Source organism: Micromonospora okii (assembly GCF_020884795.1).
Taxonomy (GTDB): Bacteria; Actinomycetota; Actinomycetes; order Mycobacteriales; family Micromonosporaceae; genus Micromonospora; species Micromonospora okii.
Genome location: NZ_BBZF01000022.1, coordinates 38,324 through 64,962, shown reverse-complemented (window position 1 = coordinate 64,962; position 26,639 = coordinate 38,324). Strand labels below are relative to the sequence as shown.

Below are 26,639 nucleotides of genomic sequence, written 5' to 3'. Positions count from 1 at the left end.
CCGTGCACCCCGGCTCCGCGTGCCTGTCGCGCACGCATGATCCCCCGTGGACACCGGGCGACGGTAACAAGCCAACCTCGTTTTCTACCTGCCGTTATCGGCTCGCGCCGCTGTGGCCGCGCTCACGAGATCGATGAGTCGCCGATGGAGTGGCGGCTGGCTGTCCGGTTGCCGACCGCCACTGTCCGCCCTGCGTCGTACGGTGACGGCGGAACCCGTGGGCAGCCCGCGGGAGACGGGAGCGGGATGGCCCGGACCACGCCCACGCAGGCCGCCGGAGACGGGATCGAGGACGATCTGGTCCGGCTCGCGATCCGGTCGGCGGCCCCCGACGAAGAGCCCCTGCTGGCGTTGCTCGGGCCCGCCTACCGGCGGCGTCCCGGCCGCTGGCGCCACGACCCGGCGCGGCTGGTGCGGGTGGGCGGCGGTGAGGCCGGCGGCGGGGGCTTCGACGCCGTCGTCGAACCGCTCCTGCCGTACGTGCTGGTCCTCACCGGCATCGCGATCGAGGCCCTGCGCGACGGGGTGCGGGACCACGCCACCGAGGCCGTGCGCGGCGGCCTGCGCGGCCTCGGCCGGCGGTGGCGGGCCCGCCGGGCGCGCGGCGAAATCCCGCCGGCGCCCGCGCCCCGGCTGCGCCCCGGCCAACTGCTGCGCATCGAGGAGGCCGTCACCGTCGCCGCCCGCGACCCGCGCTGGGAGCTGACCGACGACCAGGTCGCGGTGCTGCGCGACGCGGTGCGGGAGGCGTTCGTCCAGCGGTTCGGCGTCGCCCCGGACGATGTCGACGGCGGCTGACGGCCCGGGCCCGCCCGACGGACCGGCCGGCACGACAGCGCCGCCGCTGCCCTCCACCACCCTCGGCCGGTTCGTCGCCACGGTGACCGCGGTCGTGGGCACGAGCATGTTCGGCTGGCAGACCGTGCTCGTCGACGCCGACGCCACCCGCGCCCGCGCGGAGTGCCTGGCCGGCCTGCGCGGGGCCCCGCCCCCGATCGACGTCCGCGCCGGCACGGTCAACGAGGAGTCCGTCGCGGCGGTGCAGCGGTGCCTCGGCGCCCTGCACGGGGACATGAGCCGTCAGATGGCCGTCGGGCTGGCCGTGCTCGCGGCGGTGACGGCCGCCGTCTACCTCGCCGCGCCCTGGTGCGAGCGCCGGCTGCGCGGCCTGCGCCGCCTCGACCGGCTACCCGGCACCGAGGCGCTGCGGGCCGACCTGGCCGGCCTGGTCCGGGAGGCGGGCCTGCGCCGCCCGCCGACCTTCGTGGTGTCCCGGTCCGCGCGGATCAGCGGCAACACGTTCGGCGCGGGGCCGCTGCGGTACGTCCGGCTGGACCTGGGGCTCCTGCACGCCCACCGGAGGGCCCCGCACCTGTTCCGGGCCGTCGTCCTGCACGAACTGGCCCACGTGCGCAACGCCGACGTCCACCTCACCCGGCTCACCATCGCCCAGGCGTGGGCGTTCCCCCTCGCGGTGCTCGTCCCGGTGGCGGTCAACTACGCCGGGTCCGTACCGGTGCGGAACCTGCTCGACGACGCCTGGCGGCTGGCCGCGTTCGCGTTGATCGCGCAGGCGTCGGCGTGGTCGGTGCTGCGCGCCCGGGAGTTCGCCGCCGACGCCCGGCTCGCCGGCGGCGACGGCGCGGCCGTCCGGGCGCTGCTGCGCGGCGACCGTCGGCGGGTGGGCCGGTGGGCCCGCCTCGGGTCGGCGTTCCGGTTCCACCCCCTCGCCCGGGCCCGCGCCGACGCCCTCGACCACCCCGGACGCCGCTTCGCCGCCCGCCCGGTCGAGGCGCTCGGTGCGGGCCTCGCCGCCGGCATCGCCGCGCCGCCCCTGCTGGACCTGATGTCCAACCTGGCCCACCCGCTGTCCGGTCCCGACCCGCAGACGGCCGGCGCCTTCGCCGCCGGGGTGCTACTCGGCGCGCCGCTCGCGCTGGTCACCACCGGCGCGCTCTGGCGCTCCGCCTGGTGGGCCCGGCGCACCGGCGCGCCGGCGGCCTCCGGCACGGCGTTCGGCGCGGCGCTGGCCTGCGGCCTGCTCGTCGGCCGACGACTGGCCTGGTCCGCCGGCTACACCGACCAGCGGCACGCCTGGTGGGTCGAGGCGCTGCTCGGTCTGCTCTGGCTCGGCGGCGGCGCGCTGCTCGGCCGGTGGGTGGCCGGCGGCGCCCGCGCGCACCTGCGACGCCTCGCGCCCACCGGGGTGTCCCGCGCCCGACTGGCCTGGGCCGGCGCCGCGCTGGCCACGACGGTGGTCACCGCCGCCTACGTGGCGTCGGTCCTCCTGCTGGACGCCTGGTCCGTCGACACCGACCTGAGCATGCTGCGCCTGCTCGCCGCGCGGGAGGGGCACCCGGACACCGTCACCCCGCTGACCCTGCTCCACCTCCTCGGCTTCTCCGTCCGCATGGTCGCCGCCCAGGGGCCGTACCTGATCTTCCTGCCGCTGGTCGCGGCGCTGTTCCCGGCCCTGGCCAGCCGCCGGGCCAGCCGGCGGGCGGTGCGCCTGGGCGTCGCGGCCGGCGCGGTCGGAGCCCTGCTGATGCCGCTGGCGACCCTCGGCATCGGCGTCGTCGCCCGCGACCCGGGCCTCGCGACGGCGACTGCGGCGGCCCTCGTCGACGGCCACACCCTGCTGCCGGTCACGTTCGTCCAACTGACCGTCGCCGTCGCGGCGGTCGCCACCCGGCGGCTGTCGCTGCCCCACGCACTGCTCGCCGCCCTCACGGCGGGGCTGTTGATGGTCCCGGCGATCCCGGCCGCCGACGCGCTCCTGTCCTGCGTGGTCGGCGGTAGGGCGGGCTGCCTGCCGATCCTCGACGGGGTCACCGCCGACCGCGCCCTCACCCACGCCCTCGTCGTCGCGCCCGCGACGGCGCTGCTCGCCGCCGCGCTCGGGGCCGCCGTGACGGCCGGGCCGGCCCTCGTCGGCCGGCACCGACGATGGGCGCCCGCCGCGATCGCCGTTCTGCTCGCCGCCGCCGCGACGGCGGCGGTGGCCCACCGGCGGCCGGCGCCCACCCCCGCCACCGGCCGCGATCCCTGCCTGGTCGGCGTCTGGCGGCTCGCCGCCGGCCGGTACCACCTCACCGTCGCCGCCGACTCGCCGCTCGGCACGCTGGCCGGCCTCACCCGCGACACCGCCCTCGATCTCACCAGCGGGCCGGACACCGGGTACGCCACCGCCTACCGGGCCGACGGGACCGCCACGGACCTGCACGACCTGTTCGCCGCCGAGGGCATCCTCGACGGGCACGCCGTGCGGCACGTCCGCCGGGGCCTGCTGACCTACCGCTGGTCGGCCGACGCCGGGCGGTACGCCCAGCGCGACCCGGTCGCCTCCGGCGCGGTGGCGGTGCTCCGGGTCGACGACCGCGAGCTGGACGTGACCACCGCGCCGGAGGCGAGCGCCGGCACGTACCGCTGCGCCGACGACCGGCTGACGGTCCGCCTGGTCGACGGGGCGGCGTGGAGCGAGGAGACCTACGTCCGCAGCCGTGCCTGAGCGCGGGCGGGGGCGTGCCCCCGCCCGTCAGTCCTCGGCGCGCCAGCGGTAGAACGGCGTGGCCACGGCGTCCTTGTGGCCGCGCCAGGTCTGCGGGTCGTACGGGGTGAGGTACGCGCTGAGCTCGTCAATCAGCTTGGCGAACGGCGGCTCGCCGTGGCTCTGCCGCATGGCCTCGTCGACGGGCGCCTCGCGGCTGGTGAACAGGTGCAGGTAGACGTCGTCGATCGAGTACAGCCACCGCCCGGTCACGCCCATCCTGGCCGGCAGCGGCCCCGCGTCGGACTCGGCGAAGACCTGCGCGACGGTGGGCTCCGCGCCGGGCTTGATCCGGCTGACCACGACGGTCAGGTTCTCCCCGTCCTGCGGGTCCGCCGCCGCGCCGCCGTCCGGCTCCCAGCGGTAGAACTCCCGGGCGACGGAGTCGGACGGGTTCCGCCAGTCCCTCGGGTACGGCGTCACATACGGGGCGATGGCCTCGGCGATCTGCTGGAACGCCGGCAGCCCCCGGGTCTGCCCCGAGACCGCCGGGTCCGCGTTGCGCTCGATCACGTGGATGTACAGGTCGTTCAGCGACAGCAGGGTCCGCCCGATCACGCCGAGGTCCTGCGGCCGGGTGGTCCGGTCGTAGTGGCCGAACACGTCGCCGACGATGCTCTCGCTGCCCGGCACCATGCGACAGACGATCACGTTCCGGTAGGTCATGACTGCTCCTAGGGTCGAGGTGGGTGAGACGTGCGGGCGGCGGTTCTCCGCCGTCCCCGGACGTGCGGCCGTGGTTCTCCGCCGCCCCGGTCAGCCGGGCGTGACGTCGAAGCGGACCGGCAGTTCCAGCAGGCCACGGAACGGCGACGCCGCCGGCAGGCGGCGCAGCTCGGCGGCCGGCACCCCGAGCCGCAGGCCGGGCAGCCGGCGCAGCAGCGCCCCGAGGCCGATGCGCGCCTCCATCCGGGCCAGCGAGACGCCGAGGCAGTAGTGCACGCCGTAGCCGAAGCCGATGTGCGGGCCGCGCTCGCGGCTCAGGTCGAGGCGGTCCGGGTCGGCGAAGTGCGCCGGGTCGTGGTTGGCCGCGTTGATCGCCACGCCGACGATCGACCCGCTCGGGATGCACACGCCCCCGTACTCGACGTCCTCCGTGGCGATGCGCGGGCTGGCCACCGGCAGCGGGCCGTCGAAGCGCAGCAGCTCCTCCACCGCCGACGGCAGCAGCTCCGGCCTGGCCCGCAGCAGGTCGAGCTGGTCGGGGTGGGTCAGCAGGGCCGCCGTCGCGTTGCCGATGAAGTCCGCGGTGGTCTGGTGCCCGGCGAACAGCAGCAGGAACGTGGTGGTGACCAGCTCCGCCTCCGCCAGCTCCCCGTCGCGGTCGCACGCCTGCACCAGCGAACTGACCATGTCGTCGGCGGGACGGGCGCGCTTCGCCTCGACCAGGTCGGCGAGGTAGTGGTGCAGCCACGCCTGCGCCTCCTGCACGGCCGCCCGGTCCTCCTCCGGGGGGCGGCCGGACGACCCGGACGTCCGGATCACCTGCGTCCAGTCGAGCACCCGCGCGTGGTCTTCCTCCGGTATCCCGAGCAGCTCGGAGATCACCGTCATCGGCAGCGGGATCGCGAAGTCCTCCATCAGGTCGCACCGCCCCCGGGGCACGACCCGGTCGAGCAGGGCGTCCACGACCTCCGCGATGCGGGGCCGCAGCGCCTCCACGCGGCGCGGCGCGAACGCCTGCGACACGATGCGGCGCAGCCGGGTGTGCTCCGGCGGGTCGGAGTTGAGCATGTTCCTGTTCAACCCCTCGGAGTTCGGCCCGAAGATCCGCAGGTAGTGCTGCCCCGGGCCGTAGAGGTCCTTGGAGAGCCGGGAGTCGGTCAGGGCCTCGCGCGCGTCGTCGAACCTGGTGATCAGGTACGAGTCGAAGCGCGGGGAGCTGACCGGGCACACCGGGGTCTCGGCCCGCAACCGGGCGAAGGTGGGATAGGGGTCGGCGGCGAACTCGTCGGTGTAGACGTCCGACGCGCGGACGGCCTGCTCGGTCATCTCGACTCCCCCGGCTCGTCGCCCACGATGTGCAGGACCTGGTACGTGTGCCGTTCCGCGGACTCCCGAAGCTCGCGCACGAGGCGCAGCAGCCGGTCGCGGTGCTCGCTGCGGCCGAAGGCGTCCAGCCGCTCCCGGTCGGCCCAGTCGCTGATGATCAGGTAGCGGCGCGGGTCGTCGGCGTCGCGCACCAGGTCCTGGTGCAGGCACCCGTCGAGCGCCCGGATCTGCTCGGCGGCCGAGAGCCACGCCGCCTCGAACCGCGCCTCGCAGCCCTCCCTGGTACGCATCGCCAGCACCGTGCGTACTCTCTGCATCTCGCACCTCCGGATGTGCCGGCGGCCAACGCCGACGTCGATCGCCTCCCCCGCTTCCCGGCCGCCCGCGACCGGTGACCGGCGCGGGTCCGGCACGCGGGCCGGGCCCGGGCCCCCGGGGCCACTCGCCAGTCTGGGAAGTCGGCGTCACCCCGCCGTCACGATGCGTCGGGCGACCGTGGCGGCCCCGGTGACACCGCCGTGACGGCCGGGACGGGCGGCCCCGGCGTCGCCGCCGCCGGCCGGGGCGGCGGGCGTACCCGCGTTTTCCCGGAATCGGTGTGGCGGGCGGTGCCAGTGGCTGTGAGACTCACCCCGCGCGGGGCCCGCCCGCGCACCGGGAGGGGGCGACGATGGAGCAGGCCGGGCTGCGGGACGCGGCGGCACTGGTGGGGCGGGCGCGGCGGGTGGTCGTGTTCACCGGCGCGGGCATGTCGGCCGAGAGCGGCGTGCCGACCTTCCGGGACGCCCTCACCGGGCTGTGGCGGCGGTTCGACCCGCAGGCGCTCGCCACCCCCGAGGCGTTCGAGGACGACCCCGCCCTGGTGTGGGGCTGGTACGAGTCGCGCCGCCGGGCCGTCCTGTCGGCCCGGCCGAACGCGGGGCACGCGGCCGTCGCCGCGATCGAGGCCCGCGTCCCGGGCAGCGTCGTCGTCACCCAGAACGTCGACGACCTGCACGAGCGCGCCGGTTCGGCCGCGCCGGTCCACCTGCACGGCAGCCTGTTCGCGCCGCGCTGCTCGGCCTGCGCCCGCCCGGCCCCGCTCCCCGACGACCCGACCGACGGCGGCCCGGTCGACAGCCGGCCGCTCCACGGCGGGCCGGCCGACGGCAGCCCGGCCGACAGCCGGCCGCTCCCCGGCGGCCCGGCCGACGGTCAGCCGGTCGACGGCGGGTCGGTCGACGGGCCCGCCGGGGACGGGCGGGTGCCGCCGCCGGAGTGCGCGCGGTGCGGAGCCCCCGTCCGGCCCGGGGTGGTGTGGTTCGGCGAGGCGCTGCCGGAGGCGGCGCTGGAGGCCGCGGTCGACGCGGCGTCCTCCTGCGACCTGCTGCTGACCGTGGGCACCTCCGGCGTCGTGTACCCCGCCGCCGAGATCCCCCGGGTGGCGGCCCGGTTCGGCGCCCCGGTGATCCAGGTGAACCCGCAGGAGACGCCGCTGGACGAGGTCTGCGACGTGAACCTGCGTGGGCCGGCCGCCCGGGTCCTGCCCGCCCTCGTCGAGGCCGCGTGGGGCGTCCCGCGCGTCTCCTGACGCCCCGCCGTCCGGGGCGGTCGAGGTGGGTCGGCCTCAGTGCGCCGCCACGACCGCCGGGTCCGCCTCCAGGACGGCGAGCCGGGCCGGCCGCACGACGACGAACAGGACGACCGTGGCCGCCACCATCCCGCCGGCCACCACCAGGGCCATCGCCACCGCGCCGGTGCCGAGCACGCCCACCAGCGGCGCGGCCAGTGCGCCCACGCCGAACTGCACGGCCCCGAGCAGGGCCGAGGCCGTGCCGGCCGCCTCGCCGTGCCGGGACAGCGCCAGGGCCGGCGCGTTCGGCATCGCCAGGCCCGCCGACGCGAGCACCACCCACAGCGACACCAGCAGGCTCGGCAGCCCGCCGAACCCCGTCGCGGCGACGGCGAGCAGCGCCAGCCCGGAGACGGTCCCCACGCCCAGGGCGGCGACGAGGATCCGCTGGGACGAGTACCGGCGCAGCAGCCGTACGTTGAACTGGGTCGCCGCGATCAGTCCGACCGCGCCCGCGCCGAAGGCCAGCCCGAACTCCTGCTCGTCCAGCCCGTACTGCTCCTGGAGGACGAACGACGACCCGGCCACGTACGCGAACAGCGCCGCCATCGCCAGGCCGGCGACGAGGACGAGGCCCACGAACGTGCGGTCGGCCAGCAGCGCCCCGTACACCCGCACCGTGGCCGCCGCCCCGCCGCGCGTACGCCGCCCGACCGGCAGCGTCTCGCGGAGGCCGAGCGCGGCGACCACGACGAGCAGCACGCCGAAGACGGCCAGGGCCACGAACACGCCGCGCCAGTCCGTCCAGCCCAGCAGCCCGCTGCCGAGGGTCGGGGCGAGGATCGGGGCCGCGCCCATGACCAGCAGCAGCCGCGACAGCAGCGTGGCGAAGGCCGACCCGCTGAACAGGTCGCGGACCACGGCCATCGCGACCACCGACGCCGCCGCGACGCCGAGGCCCTGCACCACCCGCAGGACGCCGAGGACCGCGATGTTCGGCGCGAACACGCAGAGCACCGACGCCACGACGTGCAGCGCGAGACCGGCGATCAGCGGCGCGCGCCGTCCGACGGCGTCGGAGAGCGGCCCGATGAGCAGTTGGCCGAGGGCGAGGCCCGCCAGGGTGCCGGTGAGGGTCAGTTGGACCGCCGCCGACGTGGTCCGGAAGTCGTCGACGATCGCGGGGAGCGCCGGCAGGTACATGTCGATGGTCAGCGGGCCCACCGCGATCAGCGAGCCGAGCACGAGGACGAGCCGCAGCCGCTGCCGGGGGCTCATCAGGTCGCCGGGCGTCGGGGCGTCGTCGGCGGCGGTCTTCGGGTGGCCGCCGACCGGGCGGGAAGCGGGGGTCATCGGCTGGCCGCCGACCGGTGGCGGGGGCGCGGTGGGAATGTCACACCTGGCTGCAAAACCGGCCGGGGCGGTCTGATTCCCTCCCCGGCCGGAGGTGACACAGCTCACCGCCCGTCGCCGGGTCGCGCGGCACCGGCGGCGGGCCTCCCGGCCAGCCGGTACGGACAGGCCGGGAGCGCCGGTGCACGGGCGGCTAGAAGTCGGCGGCGACGGCCAGGTTGAACTTTTCGAGGGCCGCCTTCTTCTCCGGGGGGAGCGCCTCGACGTCGATCCGGTTCGTCTCGCTCCTGTCGTCGTGGGTGTCGACCCCGTCGATGAGGTGGTCGACGATCGACTTCGCCTCGTCGGGGGTGAAGCCCGCATCGGTCAGGATGTGCAGCGGAAGGTCAGTCATGTCGATGCCGTACCCGCCGCCGCCGATCGCCACACACCGCGCGGGAACGACTACCCATCGACGTGGGCCCTCGCGGGGCGGCGGTTCGCTCACCCGTGCCCTACGGCGAGGACGACGGTCATGGCGGCGTAGGTGGCCAGGAGCAGCACGCCCTCGAAGCCGAGGCGTCCCCACCCACAGGTCTGCCGGATGAGCAGGCCGCCGAGCAGGGTGGCGGTCATGAAGAGGCTGGTGGTCGTGGCGAGCAGCTCCGCGTCGCCGACGGTGTGGTAGAGCGAGCCGCGCCGGTAGGCGAGGTCCCCGGCGACGAGGGTGAGCACGTCGAGGATGTTGCCGCCGAGCACGGCGGCGACGGCCAGGGTGACCGCGCCCCGGCGTACGGCGGCGATGGCCGTGACCGTCTCCGGCAGCGCGTTGACCACGCCCATGAGCACCCCGCCGACGAAGCCGGCGGTGAGGCCGGTGACCTCGACGAGGCTCTCGGCGGCGAGGGCGACGAGCCACCCGCCCCCGGCGACGAGCAGCCCGACGGCGGCGAACCGACCCCACAGCCACGCCGGTGGGCGGCGGTTGAGCGGGTTGTCGTCGTGGGGGACGTCGGGCCGGGTCTCGGCGGTGGCGATGGCCTGCCACATCGGTTGGGCGCCGGCGCGGCGGATGAGGACCAGCCCGCCGACGTACGCGCCGACGAGGACGGCGGACATGGGGTCTACGCCGACGACGGTGGTCTCGGGCACGTAGCTCGCGAGCAGCGCCAGGGCGAGCAGCGCGACGAGCAGGCAGCCCGAGAGCAGGTTCGACAGCGAGGCGGCGGCGTGTTCGAGGTTGGCACGGCGGTGGAAGGCGTCGGCGACGGCGACGGCGGTGGTCTGCGCGGCGATGCCCCCGACAACGTTGCTGTAGGCGAGGCCGGGCTGGTCGCTGCCGGCGGCGACGACGGTCATGATGATGCCGGACAGGCCGGTGACGAGGCCGAAGAAGAGCACGCCGAAGAGGGCCTCGCCCCAGCCGGTGCGGTCGGCGAGGGCGTCGCCGAGCCCGGCCAGGCGGACGCTGCCGGCGACGGTGGCCACCCCGGCGAGGAGGAACACGACGACGCTCCAGCTCAGCGGCCAGGGCTGGGCGGTCAGGTCGGGCACCGGCCGGGGTTTCCCCGATACCGACGGAAGAATCCCGTTCCGCTGCGGAAGGTGCGCCACGGGGGCGGCCGACGGCCCCGACACCCGGGCGTACGCCTTCCTCTGCCGTTCCCCGCACGCCTGACGGGCGCTCGGGCGGCGTGGATTTTCCACGCCGGGGCATGGACAGTCGACTATCAATGTGCCACAGTGAACCCGCTGCGACGGTGTCGTCACCGACAGTCCCAGGTGGGATCGACGTCGACCCGGGCGGGCCGTCCGCCCGTCACCGGTGCCGGCGCTCCCCTTCCGCTCGGGCCGCCGCGCGGCGGGTCGAGTGCGGTTCGCGCCCGGCCCATCGGCGGGGGTTCCCCGCGTCCGAGACTCTTCGATCCGTACGCCGCGCGGCCGTCGACGCGACACTCAGGCGAGGACTAGGAGCGCATCCGTTGGAACAGGTGATCCAGGAACTGGTGGAGGACGACTTCACGACCCGGGAGGTGCCCGAGTTCGGGTTGGCCGAGGACGACTACGCACGGGCGCTGGATCACCTGGTGCAGGCCAACGTCGACGTCATCGTGCACACCGGCGACGGGCGGGTGCTCCTGGGGCACCGCGAGGACCTGCCGCTGCGGAACATGTTCTGGGTCTTCGGCGGCCGGATGAAGGTGGGCGAGACCCTCGTCGACAGCGGCGTGCGGGCCCTGCGCCGCGAACTCGACCTCCACGCGGATCCGGATCGCCTGCTGCTCAGCCGCACCTACAACGTCCGGTGGGGCACCCGCAGCGTCGCTCCCGAGGAGCGGGGCTTCCAGACCCTGCTGACCCTGATGACGTACCGGTGCACGGACGAGGAGGCCCGCCGCCTCGCCCCCGCCGACCGGACCCACGGATGGGTTCGCTGGCACTCCCGACAGGAGCTGCGGGAGCTTGCCCGGAACGGGTCTCGCCTGCTGCACCCGTTCCTGCCCATCGTGTTGCGCGACGCCGGGTTGTTCTGACGCCGCGCGCCCACGCCAACCTGGAGGCGCCATGATCTGCCGGTCCTGCCACGGGTCGGGGCTCACCGAGGTCCTCGACCTGGGCGAGCAGTACCTGAGCGACTTCCGCGACGACGACCTCCGGCCACCCCGCTGGCCGCTCGTGCTGATGCTGTGCGGCGAGTGCGGGCTGGCACAGCTACGGGACACCACGCCCCGCGAGCTGATGTACCACGACCGTTACGGCTTCCGGTCCGGCGTCAACGAGGCGATCCGCGAGGACCTGCGCGACGTGGTGCGCCACGGGCTGGACGGCCACCCCGGCGCGCGACGGTGGCTGGACATCGCCTGCAACGACGGCACCCTGCTGTCGTTCGTGCCCGAGCGCCTGCGCCGGGTGGGCGTGGACCCGGTGCGGACGTTCGCGCCGGAGTCACGGCGGCACGCCGACCGCATCGTCACGGACTTCTTCGCCGCCGACCGGTTCCGGGCCGCCGGCCCCGGCGCGGGGTACGAGACGTTCGACGTGGTCACCAGCGTCTCCATGTTCTACGACCTGGACGACCCGAACCTCTTCGTCTCGGACGTGGCGAAGGTCCTCGCCGAGGACGGCATCTGGTTGGTCCAGCAGAACTACGCCCTCACGATGGTCCAGCTCGGCGCCGTCGACAACGTGTGCCACGAGCACGTCACGTACTGGTCGCTGGTGGCGCTGGAGCACCTGCTGGGTCGGCACGGCCTCGAGGTCAACGACGTGCGGCTGTCGGGGGTGAACGGCGGGTCGTTCCGCACCCTGGTCTCGCCGCGGGGAAGCCGGCCGGTGGAGGCGTCGGTGCCGGAGCAGCGGCGGCGCGAGGCGGAGTTCGGGCTGCACCGGCCCGAGGTGTGGCACGAGTTCGCGTCGCGGGCCAGGAGGGCCTTCGGCGAGCTGCGGCAACTCGTCGACAGCATCAACGCCGAGGGGCAGCGCTGCTACATCTACGGCGCCAGCACCCGGGGCGGGACCATCTGGCAGGCCGCCGGGCTGGACGTGCGCCACCTTCCGTTCGCGGTGGAGCGCCAGGCCGCGAAGGTGGGCCGCAGGATCGCCTCGATCGGGGTGCCGATCATCTCCGAGGAGCAGGCGCGCGCGGAGCACCCGGAGTACATGCTGGTGGCCCCGTGGTTCTTCCGGGACGTCTTCGTCGCACGGGAGCGCGCCTACCTGGAGCGGGGTGGAAAGTTGATCTTCCCTCTGCCGGACCTGGAGATACTCGGGGCGTGAGGGGGCCCGCCGGCCCCGACGAGGAGTTCCCGTGCCACGTGCACTCATCACCGGTGTCACCGGCCAGGACGGCAGCTACCTGGCCGAGTTCCTGGTCGCCAAGGGTTACGAGGTGTTCGGCCTGGTCCGGGGCCAGAACAACCCCCGGGTGCCGGCGGTGCGGCGGGTCGCCCCCGCCGTGCGGCTGCTCAACGGCGACCTTCGCGACCTGCCCAGCCTGATCGGCGCGCTGGACGCCGCGCAACCCGACGAGGTCTACAACCTGGGCGCGGTCAGCTTCGTCGGCATGTCCTGGAGACAGGCCGAGCTGACCAGCGAGATCACCGGGATCGGGGTGCTGCGCATGCTGGAGGCGGTGCAGATCCACACCCACAACGACATGGGCCGGATCCGCTTCTACCAGGCGTCGAGTTCGGAGATGTTCGGCAAGGTCCGGGAGGTGCCGCAGAACGAGGCGACCCCCTTCCATCCCCGCTCGCCGTACGGGGTGGCGAAGACCTTCGGCCACTTCATGACGGTCAACTACCGGGAGTCGTACGGCGCGTACGCGTGCTCGGGAATTCTGTTCAACCACGAGAGCCCCCGTCGCGGACACGAATTCGTGTCGCGGAAGGTGACCCGGGGGGTGGCCCGGATCGCGGCGGGCCTGGAGGACACCATCAGCCTGGGCAACCTGGAGTCGCGCCGGGACTGGGGCTTCGCCGGCGACTACGTCGAGGCGATGTGGCTGATGCTCCAACAGGACGAGCCGGACGACTACGTGGTCGCCACCGGCGTCACCCACTCGGTGCGGGACCTGCTCGACATCGCCTTCAACCGGGTGGGGATCAGGGACTGGGCCCGGCACGTCGCGCAGGACCCGGGCCTGCTCCGCCCGGCCGAGGTGGACCTGCTCGTCGGCGACGCGTCGAAGGCCCGGTCGCGGCTCGGGTGGAAGCCTCGCGTCGACTTCCGCACCCTCATCGAGTCGATGGTCGACGCCGACCTCGCCGCCACCGAGCGGGAGGCCCGCAGCCGGCGTCGGGTGATCTCCTAAGCGGGCGGGTCGACCCCTATTCCGTTCGCCCAGGAGACGACGATACGCGAGGCCCCTTCATATAACCGCCGATCGCGGTTACGCTCTGGGCAGTCCGAAGTGGATCACACCGGAGGTGCCCATGAAGAAGATGACCGTGCGTCGTACGAGCTCGCTGCGTCTGCTCTCCGGCGCGCGCCGGCTCTGGATCGAGTGGTGCTGGTAGTCGCCGGCACGGCGGGCGCCCCCGGGCGCCCGCCCCTGCGACGCCCGGCCCGGCCGTGAGCGGCCCGGTCGTGAGCGGCGAGCCGGACGGCTACGACTGCCACCGCGACGGCGGGCCCTACGCGGGGGTCGCGGACTTCCTCGGCCGGATCGCCGCCGACCGCCCCCGCCTGGCCTCCCGCCACGCGGTCGAGCTGCACGCCATCGCGCCCCGGCTCGACCCGGCGGCCCGCCCGGCCGCCGAGGAACAGCCGATCCGGTTCCACCCCGCGCGGCGCACCGCCGCCCTCGCCTACGGCGCGGCGGAGTTCGCGGCGGCCTGGGCGGGCACGCTGCGCCGCCCGGTCACCGTCCGGTTCGACCACGTCGCCGACGCCGACGAGACCACCCGCGAGCTGCTGGACGCGCTGGCCCGCCGCACCGGGCCGACCGCCCTGCACCTCGACCTGCGCGACGGCGGCCCCGCCCGCCCCGAGGCGGCCGACCCGACACCGGAGGCGCTGCGCGCGGCCCTGGGCGACAGCCTGGCCCGGGGCTTCTACCACCACGCGGCCCGCACCGCCCGGCGCGGCCGTGCGACGGTGACCCCGCACGGCGACCTGCGGCACTGGTGGGGGTTCACCACCGGCCTGGCCACCGCCCTGGCGGCGCTGGACGAGACCACCGAGGCGCTCGACCTCTACCGCGAGGCGCGCGCCGCCACCGACGACCCGAAGATCACCATGTCGGCCGCGTACGCCACCGCCATGCTCTACGCCCGGCACCTGCCGGCGGCCGACCAGGACCCGGAGCAGGCGCGGCGCTGGCTGGCCGAGGCGCTGCGCCTCGCCGCCGACCTGGACGACCCGCGACAGCGGACGCTCTCCACGGTCTTCTACGAGCAGGGCGTGGCGCTGCTGGACAGCAGGGCGGGCGAGCCCGCCCGCGCGCTGCGGCTGATCGACGACGGGCTGGCCCGGCTGGCGGCGGTGCTCGCCCCGGGCGAGCGCCCGCAGGACCTGGCCCGGCTGCGCCACAACCGGGCGCAGGTGCACCTGGCCCTGGGCGACCCGGCGCGGGCGCTGGCCGACCTCGACGCCGTGATCGCGCACGACCCCGACAACTGCGAGTACTACGTGGACCGCGCCGCCCTGCACCGGGCGGCGGGGCGACGCCGGGCCGCGATCAGGGACCTCGACGCCGCGATCCGGCTCGGGCCGCACCTGCCCGAGGCGTACTACAACCGGGCCACCCTGCAACAGGAGCGGGGGCGCGCCGAGCGGGCCCGCGCCGACCTGGAGCGCGCGCTCGCCGTCGACCCGGGGCACCTCGACGCCCGGATCGCCCTGGTCAACCTGCACCTGCGGCGCGGCGCGCTCGACGCGGCCGAGGCGGGCGCGCGGGCCGGCCTGGCCCTGGCCCCGGACGAGGCCGCGCTGCTGTGCACCCTCGGGCTGGTCCTGGCGGAGCGCGGCCGCCTCGCCGAGGCCGACGAGCTGTTCACCCGGGCCCTGGCCGGGGACCCGAAGCTGGTCGAGGCGTGGACGAACCGGGCGGCCGTCCGCTTCGACCGCGACGACGTGGCCGCCGCCGTGGCCGACCTGGACCGCGCGGTGGCGCTGTCGCCCGACCCGGTGCCCCGCTACAACCGGGGCACGGCGCTGCTGCGGCTGGGACGGTGGGACGACGCGGCCCGCGACTTCGCCGACGCGCTCGCCCGCCCCGACCTGGACCGGGCGCTGCGCCGCGACCTGCGCGCGGAGCTGCGCCGCGCCCGCCGCGCCGCCGCCCGCTGACCGCGCGCCCGGACGGGCGGCGGGGCCCGCTTGACCGACTGGAATAGGGTCGGGGCCCGCCGGGTCGAGAAAGGGACGTCGATGGGTCGGACGCCTCGGATGGTCACGCCGGTTCTCCTGCTCCTCCTGCTGGGCGCCGTCGCCTGGTACGCCTCCTACGCCACCACCATCGCCGTGTGGGAGCTGCGCAAACTGCTGCCCTGGCTGGTCGCGCCGGCCCTGGTGGCGCTGCTCGCCGGGACGCCGCTGCTGGCGCGGCTGCCCGCCCACCGCTCCCGTGGACGCCGGATTCCGCCGCCGGGGCGGGGGGTCGTCGTCCTCGGCTGGCTGGGCGCCGCCGTGGGGCTGGCCCTCGGGGCGCTCTGGCTGGCCTACGGCGAGTACCTCCAGGACCGGGCCTACGTGACCACCATGCGCGTGGTGACCGACCCCGTCCCGGAGCTGGCCGCACGCGCGCCGTACCTGGTCGGCGAGGCGCAGGCCGCGCCGAACCTCGGCGACGTCACCGGCGAGATCACCGACGTCAGCTACCTGCCCGACTCCGACCGCTTCGCCGTGCTGGTCGAGCGCCGGGGCTGGCTGACCGGCTACGAGGTGGGGCTGGTGCAGGAGGTGCCGCTCGGCGGCAACAGCCGGGCCCAGCAGCGCTGCCGGTTCGACGAGTCCGCCGCCGCGCGCATCGGCGGCTGGTTCACCCACAACCTGGGGCGGAAGATCTCCGCCGAGCGGCGCTGGGTCCGCTTCTCCGCCGAGGACGCGTACGTCCACTGCCAGGGCGACACCCCCGTCGTCGTGGTGCCGCTGAAGCGGCAGACCGGCCTCCTGGTGGTCACCGAGCGGCCCGCCGGCGTGGCCCTGTACGACGGGTCCACCGGGAAGGTCACGATCACCGACGACACGGCCGGGGTGCCCGGACCGTCGTACCCGATCAGCCTGGCCGCCCGGCAGCGCGAGGGGACCGCCGCCATCAGCACGTTCGGCGACTGGTGGTTCGAGCGCAGCGGCTGGGACGCCTCGGAGGACGGCGCGAACGAGGGCAACGAGTCGGAGTTCACCCTGCGCCACCGCGACGGCGGCGGCCCCAGCGCCTACGTCACCCCGCTCACCCCGCAGGGCGAGGCCAGCTCGGTGGTGGCGGTGTCGACGGTGCCGACCCGGCACTCCGGGAGCGGCCTCGCGCCGCTGACCGTGCACCGGCTCAGCCCCACCTGGTCGTCGCCGGAGGCGATCGTCGCCCTGATCAAGGCGGAGTACCGGGACGTCTGCTGCTGGAACGACGACCAGGTCTTCGAGGTGGTGCCGACGGGCGGCGGCACGTGGACCGCCACGGTCGGCAGCCCGCAGAGCATCCGGTACCGGGTGGAGGGCCGGGGCCAGGTCAACGGCCGGGAGGCGACCTGCCTGAAGAACGCCGACGGCACCCTGGTCCGGTGCGCGTACGCAGCACCCGGCTCGCCGGAGGAGCAGGAGCTGCAACGGCGGGAGCAGCAGAAGAAGGAGCAGGAGCAGAAGCAGCGCGACGGCGGCACGGCCCCCGGCGACCTGACCGCGTACACCGACGAGCAGTTGGCCGAGCTGGACCGGCGCGTCTCCGAGGAGGTCGGCCGCCGCCTCAGGGAGCGGTAGCGGACCGGATACCTGTCGCCATGCCGACGACATGGGGCGATCACCGCCCCCCGGATACCGCCATGTCCGCGACATGGAGGCGAGCGGTCGGGCCGTCCCGGGTCGGGTGCCGGTCCCGCCCCGGCGGGCACGCGGGCCGCGACGCCGCTTCACCGGAGCGGGGCCCACGCCCACATCGCGGTGACGGGCACCCGCGTGCCGGCCCGGTTGCCTACAGTCGGCTCCGTCGCCGTTTCGGTAGGAGGTCGTTCGGGTGGTGGACACGGGCTCGGTCGCGCAACTCGTGTGGAGCCGGTGGCGGGCCAGTCCGAAGCTGGCCCACGAGCGGTTCGCCGAGCCCGGGTGGTCGTACGGGGAGCCGGTGTCGCGGCCCTGCCCGCGCTGCGGCGGCCAACTGCACAGCCTGCGCAAGCCGTACGTCAGCGGGGGCCGGACGTACCGGTACGTCGCCCTGGTCTGCCCCGGCTGCCCGGCGACGTTCACCCTGGCCGAGGTCGGCGCGAAGAAGTACGACGAGGTCATGCGGCCCACGTCGCAGGCGTCGACCGGTTCCACCGCCGGCCCGGGGGCACCCGGTTCGACGCGGGTCCCCGGCGTGGGGGCACCCCGTTCGACTCGGGCCGCCGACCCGGGGCGGCCGGACCGTCCCGCCGCCCCGGCGCGTGGCGGTGACAGGCGGCGTCAGACGACGGTGACCCTGACCGGCCGGCAGGTGACCGCCTGGGCCGAGGCCATGTGCGGGACTACCTGCGGGTCCGGCCCGGACGTGCCGCTGGGCGGGTGGCCCGCCCCGACGTCCCCTCCGCCTCCGCCCCCGCCCGCGCTCTCCGATCGGGCGTTGCACTGGGCGAAGGTGACCGATCCGGCGCAGTGGCGGGGCGCACCGGCGGGTGTCGATGTGCGGGTGCTCCTGCCGGACTCCGCGCGCACGGTGGCGCTCCGGGAGCGGCTGCGCGCGGACGGGGTGCCGTTCAGGGTGGTGCGGCACTGGGTGGAGGACGAGACGATCACCACCAACGCGCGGCTCGAGTTGACCGCGACGGCTCGTCCCTGTGCGTTGGCCGACGGAAGCGGCAGCGCGACGAGCCTCACCGGCCCGGGCGCGGCGGCGGCGCGGGACGCGTTCGACCTGGTGTGGCAGGCCAACGCGCCCCTCCCGCCGAATCCCCCCGGCCACGTGCCCATCACACAGCTCGCGCCGGAGCAGTGGGCGGGGCTGCTGCCGCACCCGACGTTCAATCCGGCCCAGGCGGAGGTCGTGCCCCACCTGCTCGCCCACGACCGGCACGTGCTGGTCGTCGCGCCGACCGGAGCGGGAAAGACCGTGATCGGGATGGTCGCCGCCCTGCACGCGGTGCGCGGGCAACGACGCAAGGCGGCGTGGCTGGTGCCGCAACGGTCGCTGACCGACGAGCTGGACCGGGAGTTGCAGCGCTGGCGCAGGGCCGGGTTGCGGGTGGAACGGCTTTCCGGCGAGTACGCGGTGGACCTGCGGCGGGCACGCGACGCCGACGTCTGGGTGGCGACCACGGAGAAGTTCGAGGCGCTGTGCCGGGCCGGCTCGGTCACCCAGGCTCTCGCGCAGGTCGGCTGTCTGGTCGTCGACGAGATCCACCTTCTCGGTGACGCGACCCGGGGGCCGGTGCTGGAGGCGCTGCTCGCCCGGGTCCGCGGCGCGTCCTCCGGGGTGCGCATCGTCGGCCTGTCCGCCACGGTTGCCAACACCGAGGACGTCGCCGGGTGGCTGGGCGCGCACCTGGTGCGGGTGGCGTGGCGACCCACGAGGCTGACGTGGCAGTTGCCGATGATCGCCGCGACCCCGGACTGGAAGGCCGCAGGCGCCTCCCGGGCCCGGCTGGCCGCCGCGCTGACCCGGCAGGTCACCGGGGACGGCGGCAGCGTGCTGGTGTTCTGCGGCAGCAAACACCACGTGCGCGCCACCGCGCTGGCCATCGCCGCCGACCGTGGTGCCCGGGTCCACGGGGTGGACCCGGCCGACCTGGACCGGGTGCACCGGGCCTGCGACCAGGTCGGCGTCGGGCTGCACTACAAGGACTGGCCGCACAAGCACGAGGCCGAACGCCGCTTCCGCGAGCGCACCATCGACGTCCTGGTCGCCACCACCACCGTCGCCGCCGGGGTGAACCTGCCCGCCCGCGCGGTGATCGTCCGCGACACCCAGGTCGGGCTCGACGACATCTCCGTGGCCACCGTGCAGCAGATGTTCGGCCGCGCCGGGCGGGTCGGCGCGGGGGAGGTCGACGGGTACGCCTACCTCATCTGCGACGAGAACGAACGCCCCGGCTGGCAGCAGCGGCTCGTCGACGGCTACACCGTCCTGTCGCAGATCCAGGGCTGCCTGCCCGACCAGTTGCTCGCCGAGGCCGTGCAGGGGCGCATCGCCACGATGCGGGAAGCCGAGACATGGTGGGAGCAGACCCTGGCCTTCCACCAGGGCGACCGCAGCACCGACGCGGTCGCGGAGGCGATCGGCTCCCTGGCCGCCGACGGCTACCTCACCGTGGGCAAGCATTCGTCCGGCGACACCGGCCTCTCCCCCACCGAGCTGGGCGTCCTCACCGCCCGGCTGATGGTGCCGACCGGTGCCGGCGTCGACCTCCGCACCGCGCTGGCCGCCCTGCCCGTACCCACCGACCCGCAGCAGGCCGAGGACCACGTGTTGGACCTGCTCGCCGTCACCGTCGCCGAACTCAGCGAGGCGCCCCTCGCGGAGGAGGTGCGTCCCGCCGTCGCCCGGGTCCTGGAGGTCGGCGGCCGGCTCGACCGGCTCTCCGCCACCCGTACGCCCGACGACCGGGGCTCCCAGACGGCGATCGCCCCCGGCGACCTGGCCAAGGCGGCCCTCAGGCTGTGTGTCCACAACCCCACGGCGATGCGGAAGCCGGGCCGCGCCGTCGCGGGCATCCCCACCGCCGCCATGTACCCGATCTGGGAACTGGCCCCCCGCTACCTGGGCTGGCTGGCCGGGCAGGGCTATCTGTCCGCCGTCCACCCCTGGATCGCCGTGACCGCCGCCGACCTGTCCCGTCGCATCCGCTGGCGCGCCGCCGCCCCCCAACGCGGGGCCGGGCGGCTGTTGTGGATGTGCGAGCAGATGGCCACCCCGTTGCACGCTGCCACCGCCGTGCCGGCCCTGTTCGCCGCCGCCACCGAGCGCGGGATCACCGACCCGGACTGGGCCAGCAGCGCCCGCCCCTCCGGCTGCCGGCTCGGCCCGGTGGACTACGCCGCCCTGCTGGGCGAGCGCGCCACCGCCGCCACCGTCGACCCGCAGCCCGGCGGCGTGAAGGTGACCGCGCCGCCCGGTGCCGTCCTGGTCGTCTGGTCGGGCGCGGCCACCAGCACGTACCGGTCGACCGGCGTCCCCGCCGACCTCGCCTACCCGCCCGGCGACCCGGCCCCGCGCTCGTCCGGCATCGCGATCTTCACCCGGCGCGGCGACGTCGTCGCCACGGACTGGTTGGGCAGCTACCGGCGCTGCGTCGGGCACGAGGAGCACATCCCGTAGCGCGGGGGCCTATCCGGTTCGCCCCTCCCGTCGCCCACGCCGGGAGGCGGGGCGCCGGGCCACGTCGGCCCGGCGCCCTGCCGGCGGCTACCGGGGCGCGCTGCCGAACGCGCTGGACAGGTACGCCCGCGAGTCGGCGATGGCCCCCTCGATGATGCGGGCCGCCTCCCGGGCCTCCTCGGGCCGGTGCCCGGCCTGCACCTGGAGCCGGAACCGGGACGACCCGGTCGGCGTGACCGGGAACTCCACCATGAAGGCGAGCACCCCCCGGTCGAACAGCAGCCGGTTCGCCGTACGGGCGAGCTTCTCGTTGCCGATCAGCAGCGGGACGATCGGCGACGGCTCCCCCATGCAGGTCAGGCCCCGGCCGGTCAGCTCGTCGCGCAGCGCGTGGATCGCGGTGAAGAGCCGGGCTCGCAGCTCGTCGCCCTCGGGGGACCGGATGATCCGCGCGGCCTCCCGCACCACGGCGGTCTGCACGGGCGAGAGCGCGTTGGAGAAGAAGTGGCTGCCGCCGAACATCTTGATGTACTGCTTCAGCGCCGGCGAGTTCGACGCCACGAAGCCGCCGTTGGAGCAGAACGTCTTCGAGAACGCCCCCATCGCGATGTCGACCTGGCCCAGCAGGTCCTGCATCCCCAGCACGCCCGTGCCGCCGGGCCCCATGGAGCCCAGGTCGTGCGCGACGTCGACCAGCAGCGTGGCGTCGTGCTCGCGGCAGACCCGCTGGAGGGTGACCAGGTCGGGCCAGTCGGCGTCGACGGAGAAGAGGCCGTCGGTGACCACCAGGATGCCGTTGCGGCTGTCGTGCGAGCGGATGTCGGCCAGGTGCTGCCGGACCGCCTCGACGTTGAGGTGCTCGTAGCGCACCACGTTGCGGGTCGCCGCCCGCGCGCCCTGCTGGAGGCAGGAGTGCGCCAGCCGGTCGATGACGACGTGGTCGGACTGGCGGACCAGGCCGACGATCGCGCCGAAGCCCGCCGCCCAGCCGGTCGGGAAGAGCGTCACGTGCTCCAGCCCCGTCAGCTCGCCGAGGGCGACCTCCAGCTCGTCGGAGATCCGGGTGTTGCCCAGCACCATCGGCGAGCCGGCGCTGTGCGGGCCGTAGTCGCGCATGGCCCGCGCCGCCGCCTCGCGGATCGCCGGGTGGGTGTTGAACGACAGGTAGTCCTGCGAGTTGAAGTTGATGCCCCGGGTCCGCTTGCCCAGGTCGTTGGTGATCTGGGCGACGCTGTCCGGGGCCGCCTCCAGCACCCGGGAGTACTGCCAGGTCTCCGTGCGGCGGCGGGCCTCCACCCAGCCGTAGAAGTCCTCCGTGCGGGCGAGCAGGTCGCGCCCGGCGGGGCGGTAGAAGTCGTAGGCGTTCTTGTCCAGCGCGTACTCCTCGTCGGGGTCGACGGGGTTGCGCAGGTGGGCGGGCTCCCACATCTCCGTCAGGTCGGCGACGACCCGGGCGAGTTCGCCGTCGGCCCCGGACGGGTCGAGGTCGGCGAGGTCGTCCCACGGGATGTGGCCGGCCCAGTTGCGGGTCATCTCGGAGACCTCGGCGGCGGTACGGGCCATCGCCTCGACGTCGCCGCTGCGGGCGGCGCGCAGGATCTCCTCGATCAGCTCGCCGTCGTCGCGCTGGTGCAGTTCGGTGGTGGTCACGGTGTCGGCTCCCTGGTGCGGCATCAGGCGAAGGGGTTCTGCTGGTACATGCGGGACGTGGCGGCGAAGTCGTCGAAGACCGCGTAGTCGGCCGAGGACTCCTTGGCGGCGTCGTTGAGCAGGAAGAGGTTCGACGCCTGGAAGAACTCCGAGACGGGCGCGACGTCGCCGTGGGTGGCGATGAAGCGGTCGGTCTCCTCCTGGTTGCCGCGCAACGCGACGAAGAGTTGCAGCTCGTCGTGCCGGTACGGCCGCATCTCCGCGAGGGTGCAGACGTAGTCGTGGTAGGCGGCGGCGTTCTGGCTGCGGCGGCGGCCCTCGTACGCGGCCATCGCCTCGTCGAGCGCCGTCTCGCCGGCCAGCCACCCGTGCAGGGCCGCGCTGACCAGCTCCGCGTCCCGGAAGGCGTGGGTGATGCCGATGGCGGTGCACTGGTCCTTGGCGGTCTGGGCGTCACCGACGAGCACCCAGCCGGGGCCGTGCAGCGGCCGGAGGAAGCCGGACTGGTCGAGGGTGCCGTAGATCCGCTCCTCCCGGGTGCCGCCCCGGACCGCCTCCCCCAGCTCGGGGCTGATGAAGTCCAGCGCCCGCTGGTAGTTGCCCGGCACGTCGGCGCGGAACTCCCGGGACCACTCGCTCGGCCCCCAGGCCAGCACCATGTTCTGCCCGAAGTTGGTTGGCACCACCGCGCCGCCGAGCCGGCCCCGCCGGTGGATCTGGCCGCGCCCGGGTTCGAAGCCGGACCAGTAGCTCCAGTAGGCGAAGGTGCAGCGGGGCCGCTCGTCGAACTTGGGCAGGTCGAGGGCGCGGGCCACGAACGAGTTGCGGCCGTCGGCGCCGATTACGACGCGGGCCCGCTCCTCGTACGTCCGGCCGTCGGCCGCGCGTCCGCGTACGCCGACGACCCGGCCGTCCTCGGTGATCAGCTCCCGTACGGTGAAGCCGGTACGGACCTCGGCGCCGGCCTTGGCCGCCGCCTCCACGAGGATCTGGTCGAGCACCCGGCGGCGCACGGAGGCGTAGCTTCCCACCACGCCCGAGTCGTCGCCGTGCAGGTCGCGGAAGTACTCGCGCAGCAGCTCCGGCGGCACCGACCCGCTGAGGGTGATGCCGTCGTTGACGATGTCGATCGTCGTGTACGTGGGGGTCACGTCGGTGACCTGCTCCAGCAGGCCCCAGCGGTTGAGGTAGGACATCCCGTGCGGCCACAGGAAGTGGGTGGAGATGACGTCGCTGGGAAAGGACGACCGGTCGACCAGCAGCACCCGGTGCCCCTGGCGGGCGAGCAACAAGGCGGTGGAGGCGCCGGCGCAGCGCCCACCGACGACTATCGCGTCGTACATCATTGGCGGTTCCTTCGACGAAGTTGGAGCGTCCCGCCGGCCGTGCGACCGGGCGGGAACAGACCGTCAAAGTACACAGTGGACGAACGTGTTCCGTCGAAGGTAGGAATTTTTACGGCGCGAATTTTCGCGCCTTTCCCGGCGCTATCCCGATCCCCGCGCGGATGCTTAGGGCGTCCGCCAGTAGGTCATCGGATGCGTGGGTTTCGAGGGCGGGTGTTCCAGCGGTAGAGGGTCCAGGCGTGTCGAATCAGGCAGCGGACCGTGATGACGGTGCAGGGATCCGGCCAACGGCTTCGGGTCAGGTCCGCTTGCGGCTCGCGATCTCCTCGGAGAGCCGCTGCACGTGGGCGGGGTCCGCATCCCGGGCAAGGGCGACGTAGTGGTCCATGACGGCCGGCCGGTAGCGCACAGGCAGCGTCTGCCCTGGGGCGAGTCGGGTGAGCTCGGTGATCGTGAGGTCTTCGTCTGCGATACCGCGGAACGAGATGCCGCCGACGGTCTCCACGTCGAACATCAGGACCACGCGCGGGTTGCTGTTGACCTCCCGCCAGTCGACGAGAACGCCGAGCGCAAGCGCCCCCATACGCAGTTCCGCATTGCGCTTCCGTGCATCACTGCTCAGGAGCGGGTTCGGGGCGACGCCCGGGAAGTCGGGCCCGACGCCGAGCGATTCCCGACTCAGGTCGGGCCTGAGCTGTACCATCAGATCGTCGAGGTTCTTCTGCGAACCGACCATCCTGACCCACATCCTGCCGAACATCCTGACCCCATCCCTCGCACCGGTGCCGGAATCTCGGCCTGGCGCTTCGCCCTCCGCGCGACTGTACGAGTGTCCGCCAGTAGGTGCTGGCAGCAGGGCATGCACGGTTCCCCCGATCATGGAGTTCTCTACGCTTCACGAACACCGGGGGATCCGTGCCTGCCGTCCCATCATGCATTCTCGACCCGATCCGCGACCAGTTCCTCGCGCTCCTACCCGTGCGGCCGGGCGACCACGCGGTCACGGAGCTGCCATCATGTCGGGTGCGGCGGACCCCCTGCGGCAGCCGTCCTGCCGGCCCCGGGCGACCTGGCCACGGCCCTCGCCTTGGTGTCGGCGGCGATGCTCTACGACCGGCTCCCCATCCACAACGTGTTCCGCCGGGTCGACGCCCGCACGCTCTTCGGGGTCATGGACCTGCACGGGGCCGCCCGGCCGTTCGTGTTCGTGCTGACCCGCGACGGGGCGCGGTAGGTCCCCGCCCGGGAGCGGGCGTGGGGCCGGCGCGCGGCGGAAAACGGGTTGCCGCGCGACGGCCGGCTCCGACATCGTGGCGGCCATGACGTTCTGACGGACCGCCCCGTTGCCCCCGCGCCCACGGCACCCACGCGTGCCGCCGGCCGCCCGTGCCTCCTCACCCCAAGAGAGCGTCGTTGTCCCAGCAGCCTTCCGTGCCGTCGTCCGCCCCGGCCACCGTCACCGTCTTCGCCTCCCCCACGAGTTGGATCGAGTCCGCCGCCGTCGACCAGTGCCACCAGGTGGCCGCCCTCGACGGCATGACCCACGTCGCCGCCATGCCCGACCTGCACCCGGGCAAGGGCGCCCCGATCGGTGCCGCCATGGCGTCGACGGTGCTGTACCCGTTCCTGGTCGGCTCCGACATCGGCTGCGGCATCGCCGTGTTCCCCATCAGGCTCAAGCGCGCCGTACCCGAGCGGCTCGCCGCCCGCTTCCCCGACCTCGACCGCCCGCTCAACCCGGAGCGGGACGCCGACGACCCCGCCTGGGCCGTCCTGACCGGCGACGTCCCCGCCGGCCACACCGAGGGCCTCGGTACGGTCGGCCGGGGCAACCACTTCGTCGAGCTGGCGCGGGTCGGGGCCGTCCTCGAACCGGACCACGCGGGCCGGCTGGGGCTCGCCGCCGGGGATCTCGTCCTCGTCGTGCACAGCGGCTCCCGGGGCCTCGGCGAGCGGATCCTGCGGGCGCACACCGAGCGGCACGGCGCGGGCCCGGCCCCCGATCCCGCCGCCTACCTGGCGATGCACGACGAGGCCGTCCGCTGGGGGTCGCTCAACCGGCGGCTGCTGGCCGCCCGGGTCGCCCACGCCCTGGGCGCCGAGCCGACCGCGCCGATCGTCGACCAGTGCCACAACCTGGTCGAGGTCCGCGACGGCGGCTACCTGCACCGCAAGGGCGCCGCCCCGGGCGACGGCCGCGACGTGCTCGTCGCCGGCACCCGGGGCACCCCGTCCTACCTCGTCGCCGCCCACGCCGGGGCGGAGGCCAACCACTCGGTGGCGCACGGCGCGGGCCGCAAGATGTCGCGCGCCGACGCCCTGCGCCGGGGCCGGGCCAAGCACACCGTCGAGGAGCTGCGCCGGACCCCGCTCGGGTCGCGGGTGGTCTGCGGCGACCGGCAACTGCTCTTCGAGGAGGCGCCGACGGCATACAAGCGCATCGAGCAGGTGATCACCGACCTCGTCGACCATGGGTTGGCCACGCCGGTCGCCACCACGGTCCCCCTGGTCACGTACAAGACGCCCGACGTCGGGCCCGGCACGGGACGCGGCCGACGGGATCGGGGCGGGCGGTGAGCGCACACCTGCTCCTGTCGGCCGGGCGCGGCCCGCAGGAGTGCGCGTGGGCCCTGGCCCGGCTGCTGCGTCGGCTGGAGGCCGACGCGGCCCGGCGCGGGCTAACGACCGGTCGGGTCGACGCCGTGCCCGGCGAGCGGCCCGGCACCTACCGGTCGGTCCTGCTGCAGATCGACGGCGGCGACGCCGAGGCGTTCGCCGACTCGTGGACCGGGACCCTCTGCTGGCAAGCCCCCAGCCCCTACCGGGCGGGCTGCGGCCGGAAGAACTGGTACGTCACCGCGCAGCCGTGCCAGGTCGACGCCGCGCGCACCGGCTTCGCCGAGGCGGACGTCGACGTCGTCGCCTGCCGTACCGGCGGCCCCGGCGGGCAGCACCGCAACAAGGCCAGCACGGCGGTACGCGCCACCCACCGTCCCACGGGGATGGTCGTCGTGGTCGACACCGAGCGGAAGCTCAGCCTCAACCGGCGCATCGCGGTGGAGTTGCTGCGGGAGCGCGTCGAGCGGCGCGACGAGGCGGCCAGGGACGCGCTCACGGCCGACCGGTGGCGCGTACACGACGGGCTCGTACGGGGCGACCCCACGCGCATCGAACGCCCCTGATGTCGGCTACTCCGGTTTCGGAATTGGTACGAGCCAGGCAAGGGCTGACCGGTAGGAGCGGCGTCCGCGAGAGGGAGCAGACCACCGCCCA

Annotated in this window: 21 protein-coding genes; 12 read left to right on the top strand and 9 right to left on the bottom strand. The window is 74.7% G+C overall.

Going from position 1 to position 26,639, the window contains the following annotated elements:
- The first annotated feature begins 246 nt into the window (after positions 1-246).
- Positions 247-798: a hypothetical protein gene (locus LPU43_RS21230; protein ID WP_229402249.1), complete on the top strand. Its 552-nt coding sequence runs from the start codon at positions 247-249 to the stop codon at positions 796-798.
- Positions 782-3,508: a M48 family metalloprotease gene (locus LPU43_RS21225; protein WP_229402248.1), complete on the top strand. Its 2,727-nt coding sequence runs from the start codon at positions 782-784 to the stop codon at positions 3,506-3,508. Before LPU43_RS21230 ends, LPU43_RS21225 begins: the two co-directional genes overlap by 17 nt.
- Positions 3,509-3,535: 27 nt before the next feature.
- Here LPU43_RS21225 and LPU43_RS21220 read toward each other — a convergent pair whose 3' ends face one another.
- From LPU43_RS21220 to LPU43_RS21210, 3 genes are all read right to left on the bottom strand, one after another.
- Positions 3,536-4,213, bottom strand: a complete 678-nt coding sequence (locus LPU43_RS21220) for a TcmI family type II polyketide cyclase (protein WP_229402247.1) — start codon at positions 4,211-4,213, stop codon at positions 3,536-3,538.
- Positions 4,214-4,303: 90 nt separating this feature from the next.
- The gene (locus LPU43_RS21215) at positions 4,304-5,539 is read right to left on the bottom strand and encodes a cytochrome P450 family protein (RefSeq protein ID WP_229402246.1); all 1,236 of its coding nucleotides are present in this window, start codon (positions 5,537-5,539) and stop codon (positions 4,304-4,306) included.
- Entirely contained in the window at positions 5,536-5,856 is a 321-nt protein-coding gene (locus tag LPU43_RS21210; RefSeq protein ID WP_229402245.1) for a putative quinol monooxygenase, read from the bottom strand. Before LPU43_RS21210 ends, LPU43_RS21215 begins: the two co-directional genes overlap by 4 nt.
- 353 nt (positions 5,857-6,209) lie before the next feature.
- Here LPU43_RS21210 and LPU43_RS21205 point away from each other — a divergent pair, with 353 nt between their 5' ends.
- On the top strand, positions 6,210-7,109 hold the full coding sequence (locus tag LPU43_RS21205) for an SIR2 family NAD-dependent protein deacylase (protein ID WP_229402244.1): 900 nt from the start codon (positions 6,210-6,212) through the stop codon (positions 7,107-7,109).
- Positions 7,110-7,145: 36 nt separating this feature from the next.
- Here LPU43_RS21205 and LPU43_RS21200 read toward each other — a convergent pair whose 3' ends face one another.
- The 3 genes from LPU43_RS21200 to LPU43_RS21190 all read right to left on the bottom strand — a co-directional run bounded on the left by LPU43_RS21200 (position 7,146) and on the right by LPU43_RS21190 (position 9,977).
- Positions 7,146-8,369: a multidrug effflux MFS transporter gene (locus LPU43_RS21200; protein ID WP_229402395.1), complete on the bottom strand. Its 1,224-nt coding sequence runs from the start codon at positions 8,367-8,369 to the stop codon at positions 7,146-7,148.
- Positions 8,370-8,637: 268 nt separating this feature from the next.
- Complete coding sequence (locus tag LPU43_RS21195; RefSeq protein WP_229402243.1) at positions 8,638-8,838, bottom strand: hypothetical protein; 201 nt, start codon at positions 8,836-8,838, stop codon at positions 8,638-8,640.
- An 89-nt stretch (positions 8,839-8,927) separates the two neighbouring features.
- Positions 8,928-9,977 (bottom strand): sodium:calcium antiporter, encoded by a 1,050-nt coding sequence (locus tag LPU43_RS21190; RefSeq protein ID WP_229402242.1) that lies wholly within the window; start codon positions 9,975-9,977, stop codon positions 8,928-8,930.
- Positions 9,978-10,414: 437 nt separating this feature from the next.
- Between LPU43_RS21190 and LPU43_RS21185 the strand changes: the two genes are divergently transcribed.
- The 6 genes from LPU43_RS21185 to LPU43_RS21160 all read left to right on the top strand — a co-directional run bounded on the left by LPU43_RS21185 (position 10,415) and on the right by LPU43_RS21160 (position 20,370).
- A complete protein-coding gene (locus LPU43_RS21185; protein ID WP_229402394.1) occupies positions 10,415-10,957 on the top strand; it encodes an NUDIX hydrolase in 543 nt (180 codons plus the stop codon).
- 31 nt (positions 10,958-10,988) lie between these two features.
- On the top strand, positions 10,989-12,200 hold the full coding sequence (locus tag LPU43_RS21180) for a class I SAM-dependent methyltransferase (protein ID WP_229402241.1): 1,212 nt from the start codon (positions 10,989-10,991) through the stop codon (positions 12,198-12,200).
- A gap of 31 nt (positions 12,201-12,231) precedes the next feature.
- Entirely contained in the window at positions 12,232-13,236 is a 1,005-nt protein-coding gene (locus LPU43_RS21175) for a GDP-mannose 4,6-dehydratase (RefSeq protein WP_229402240.1), read from the top strand.
- A gap of 275 nt (positions 13,237-13,511) precedes the next feature.
- Complete coding sequence (locus LPU43_RS21170) at positions 13,512-15,215, top strand: tetratricopeptide repeat protein (RefSeq protein WP_229402239.1); 1,704 nt, start codon at positions 13,512-13,514, stop codon at positions 15,213-15,215.
- Positions 15,216-15,314: 99 nt separating this feature from the next.
- A complete protein-coding gene (locus LPU43_RS21165) occupies positions 15,315-16,841 on the top strand; it encodes a hypothetical protein (RefSeq protein WP_229402238.1) in 1,527 nt (508 codons plus the stop codon).
- Between the two features lie 253 nt (positions 16,842-17,094).
- On the top strand, positions 17,095-20,370 hold the full coding sequence (locus LPU43_RS21160) for a DEAD/DEAH box helicase (protein ID WP_229402237.1): 3,276 nt from the start codon (positions 17,095-17,097) through the stop codon (positions 20,368-20,370).
- Positions 20,371-20,457: 87 nt separating this feature from the next.
- Here the strand turns inward: LPU43_RS21160 and LPU43_RS21155 are convergent, their stop codons facing one another.
- The 3 genes from LPU43_RS21155 to LPU43_RS21145 all read right to left on the bottom strand — a co-directional run bounded on the left by LPU43_RS21155 (position 20,458) and on the right by LPU43_RS21145 (position 24,126).
- Positions 20,458-22,020: an aminotransferase class I/II-fold pyridoxal phosphate-dependent enzyme gene (locus LPU43_RS21155; protein WP_229402236.1), complete on the bottom strand. Its 1,563-nt coding sequence runs from the start codon at positions 22,018-22,020 to the stop codon at positions 20,458-20,460.
- 23 nt (positions 22,021-22,043) lie between these two features.
- Positions 22,044-23,363, bottom strand: a complete 1,320-nt coding sequence (locus LPU43_RS21150; RefSeq protein ID WP_229402393.1) for an NAD(P)/FAD-dependent oxidoreductase — start codon at positions 23,361-23,363, stop codon at positions 22,044-22,046.
- A 301-nt stretch (positions 23,364-23,664) separates the two neighbouring features.
- Complete coding sequence (locus LPU43_RS21145) at positions 23,665-24,126, bottom strand: hypothetical protein (protein WP_229402235.1); 462 nt, start codon at positions 24,124-24,126, stop codon at positions 23,665-23,667.
- 330 nt (positions 24,127-24,456) lie between these two features.
- Between LPU43_RS21145 and LPU43_RS21140 the strand changes: the two genes are divergently transcribed.
- The 3 genes from LPU43_RS21140 to prfH all read left to right on the top strand — a co-directional run bounded on the left by LPU43_RS21140 (position 24,457) and on the right by prfH (position 26,548).
- Positions 24,457-24,600 (top strand): DUF4334 domain-containing protein, encoded by a 144-nt coding sequence (locus LPU43_RS21140; RefSeq protein ID WP_229402234.1) that lies wholly within the window; start codon positions 24,457-24,459, stop codon positions 24,598-24,600.
- 179 nt (positions 24,601-24,779) lie between these two features.
- A complete protein-coding gene (locus LPU43_RS21135; RefSeq protein WP_229402233.1) occupies positions 24,780-25,943 on the top strand; it encodes an RNA ligase RtcB family protein in 1,164 nt (387 codons plus the stop codon).
- On the top strand, positions 25,940-26,548 hold the full coding sequence (prfH, locus tag LPU43_RS21130; RefSeq protein WP_229402232.1) for a peptide chain release factor H: 609 nt from the start codon (positions 25,940-25,942) through the stop codon (positions 26,546-26,548). Before LPU43_RS21135 ends, prfH begins: the two co-directional genes overlap by 4 nt.
- Positions 26,549-26,639: the final 91 nt, after the last annotated feature.

What these genes read in the sequence shown, in the direction of transcription:
- LPU43_RS21230 (WP_229402249.1), top strand. Translation starts at nt 247, where the DNA reads ATGGCCCGGACCACGCCCACGCAGGCCGCCGGAGACGGGATCGAGGAC.
- LPU43_RS21225 (WP_229402248.1), top strand. Translation starts at nt 782, where the DNA reads ATGTCGACGGCGGCTGACGGCCCGGGCCCGCCCGACGGACCGGCCGGC.
- LPU43_RS21220 (WP_229402247.1), bottom strand. Translation starts at nt 4,213, where the DNA reads ATGACCTACCGGAACGTGATCGTCTGTCGCATGGTGCCGGGCAGCGAG.
- LPU43_RS21215 (WP_229402246.1), bottom strand. Translation starts at nt 5,539, where the DNA reads ATGACCGAGCAGGCCGTCCGCGCGTCGGACGTCTACACCGACGAGTTC.
- LPU43_RS21210 (WP_229402245.1), bottom strand. Translation starts at nt 5,856, where the DNA reads ATGCAGAGAGTACGCACGGTGCTGGCGATGCGTACCAGGGAGGGCTGC.
- LPU43_RS21205 (WP_229402244.1), top strand. Translation starts at nt 6,210, where the DNA reads ATGGAGCAGGCCGGGCTGCGGGACGCGGCGGCACTGGTGGGGCGGGCG.
- LPU43_RS21200 (WP_229402395.1), bottom strand. Translation starts at nt 8,369, where the DNA reads ATGAGCCCCCGGCAGCGGCTGCGGCTCGTCCTCGTGCTCGGCTCGCTG.
- LPU43_RS21195 (WP_229402243.1), bottom strand. Translation starts at nt 8,838, where the DNA reads ATGACTGACCTTCCGCTGCACATCCTGACCGATGCGGGCTTCACCCCC.
- LPU43_RS21180 (WP_229402241.1), top strand. Translation starts at nt 10,989, where the DNA reads ATGATCTGCCGGTCCTGCCACGGGTCGGGGCTCACCGAGGTCCTCGAC.
- LPU43_RS21165 (WP_229402238.1), top strand. Translation starts at nt 15,315, where the DNA reads ATGGTCACGCCGGTTCTCCTGCTCCTCCTGCTGGGCGCCGTCGCCTGG.
- LPU43_RS21150 (WP_229402393.1), bottom strand. Translation starts at nt 23,363, where the DNA reads ATGTACGACGCGATAGTCGTCGGTGGGCGCTGCGCCGGCGCCTCCACC.
- LPU43_RS21145 (WP_229402235.1), bottom strand. Translation starts at nt 24,126, where the DNA reads ATGTTCGGCAGGATGTGGGTCAGGATGGTCGGTTCGCAGAAGAACCTC.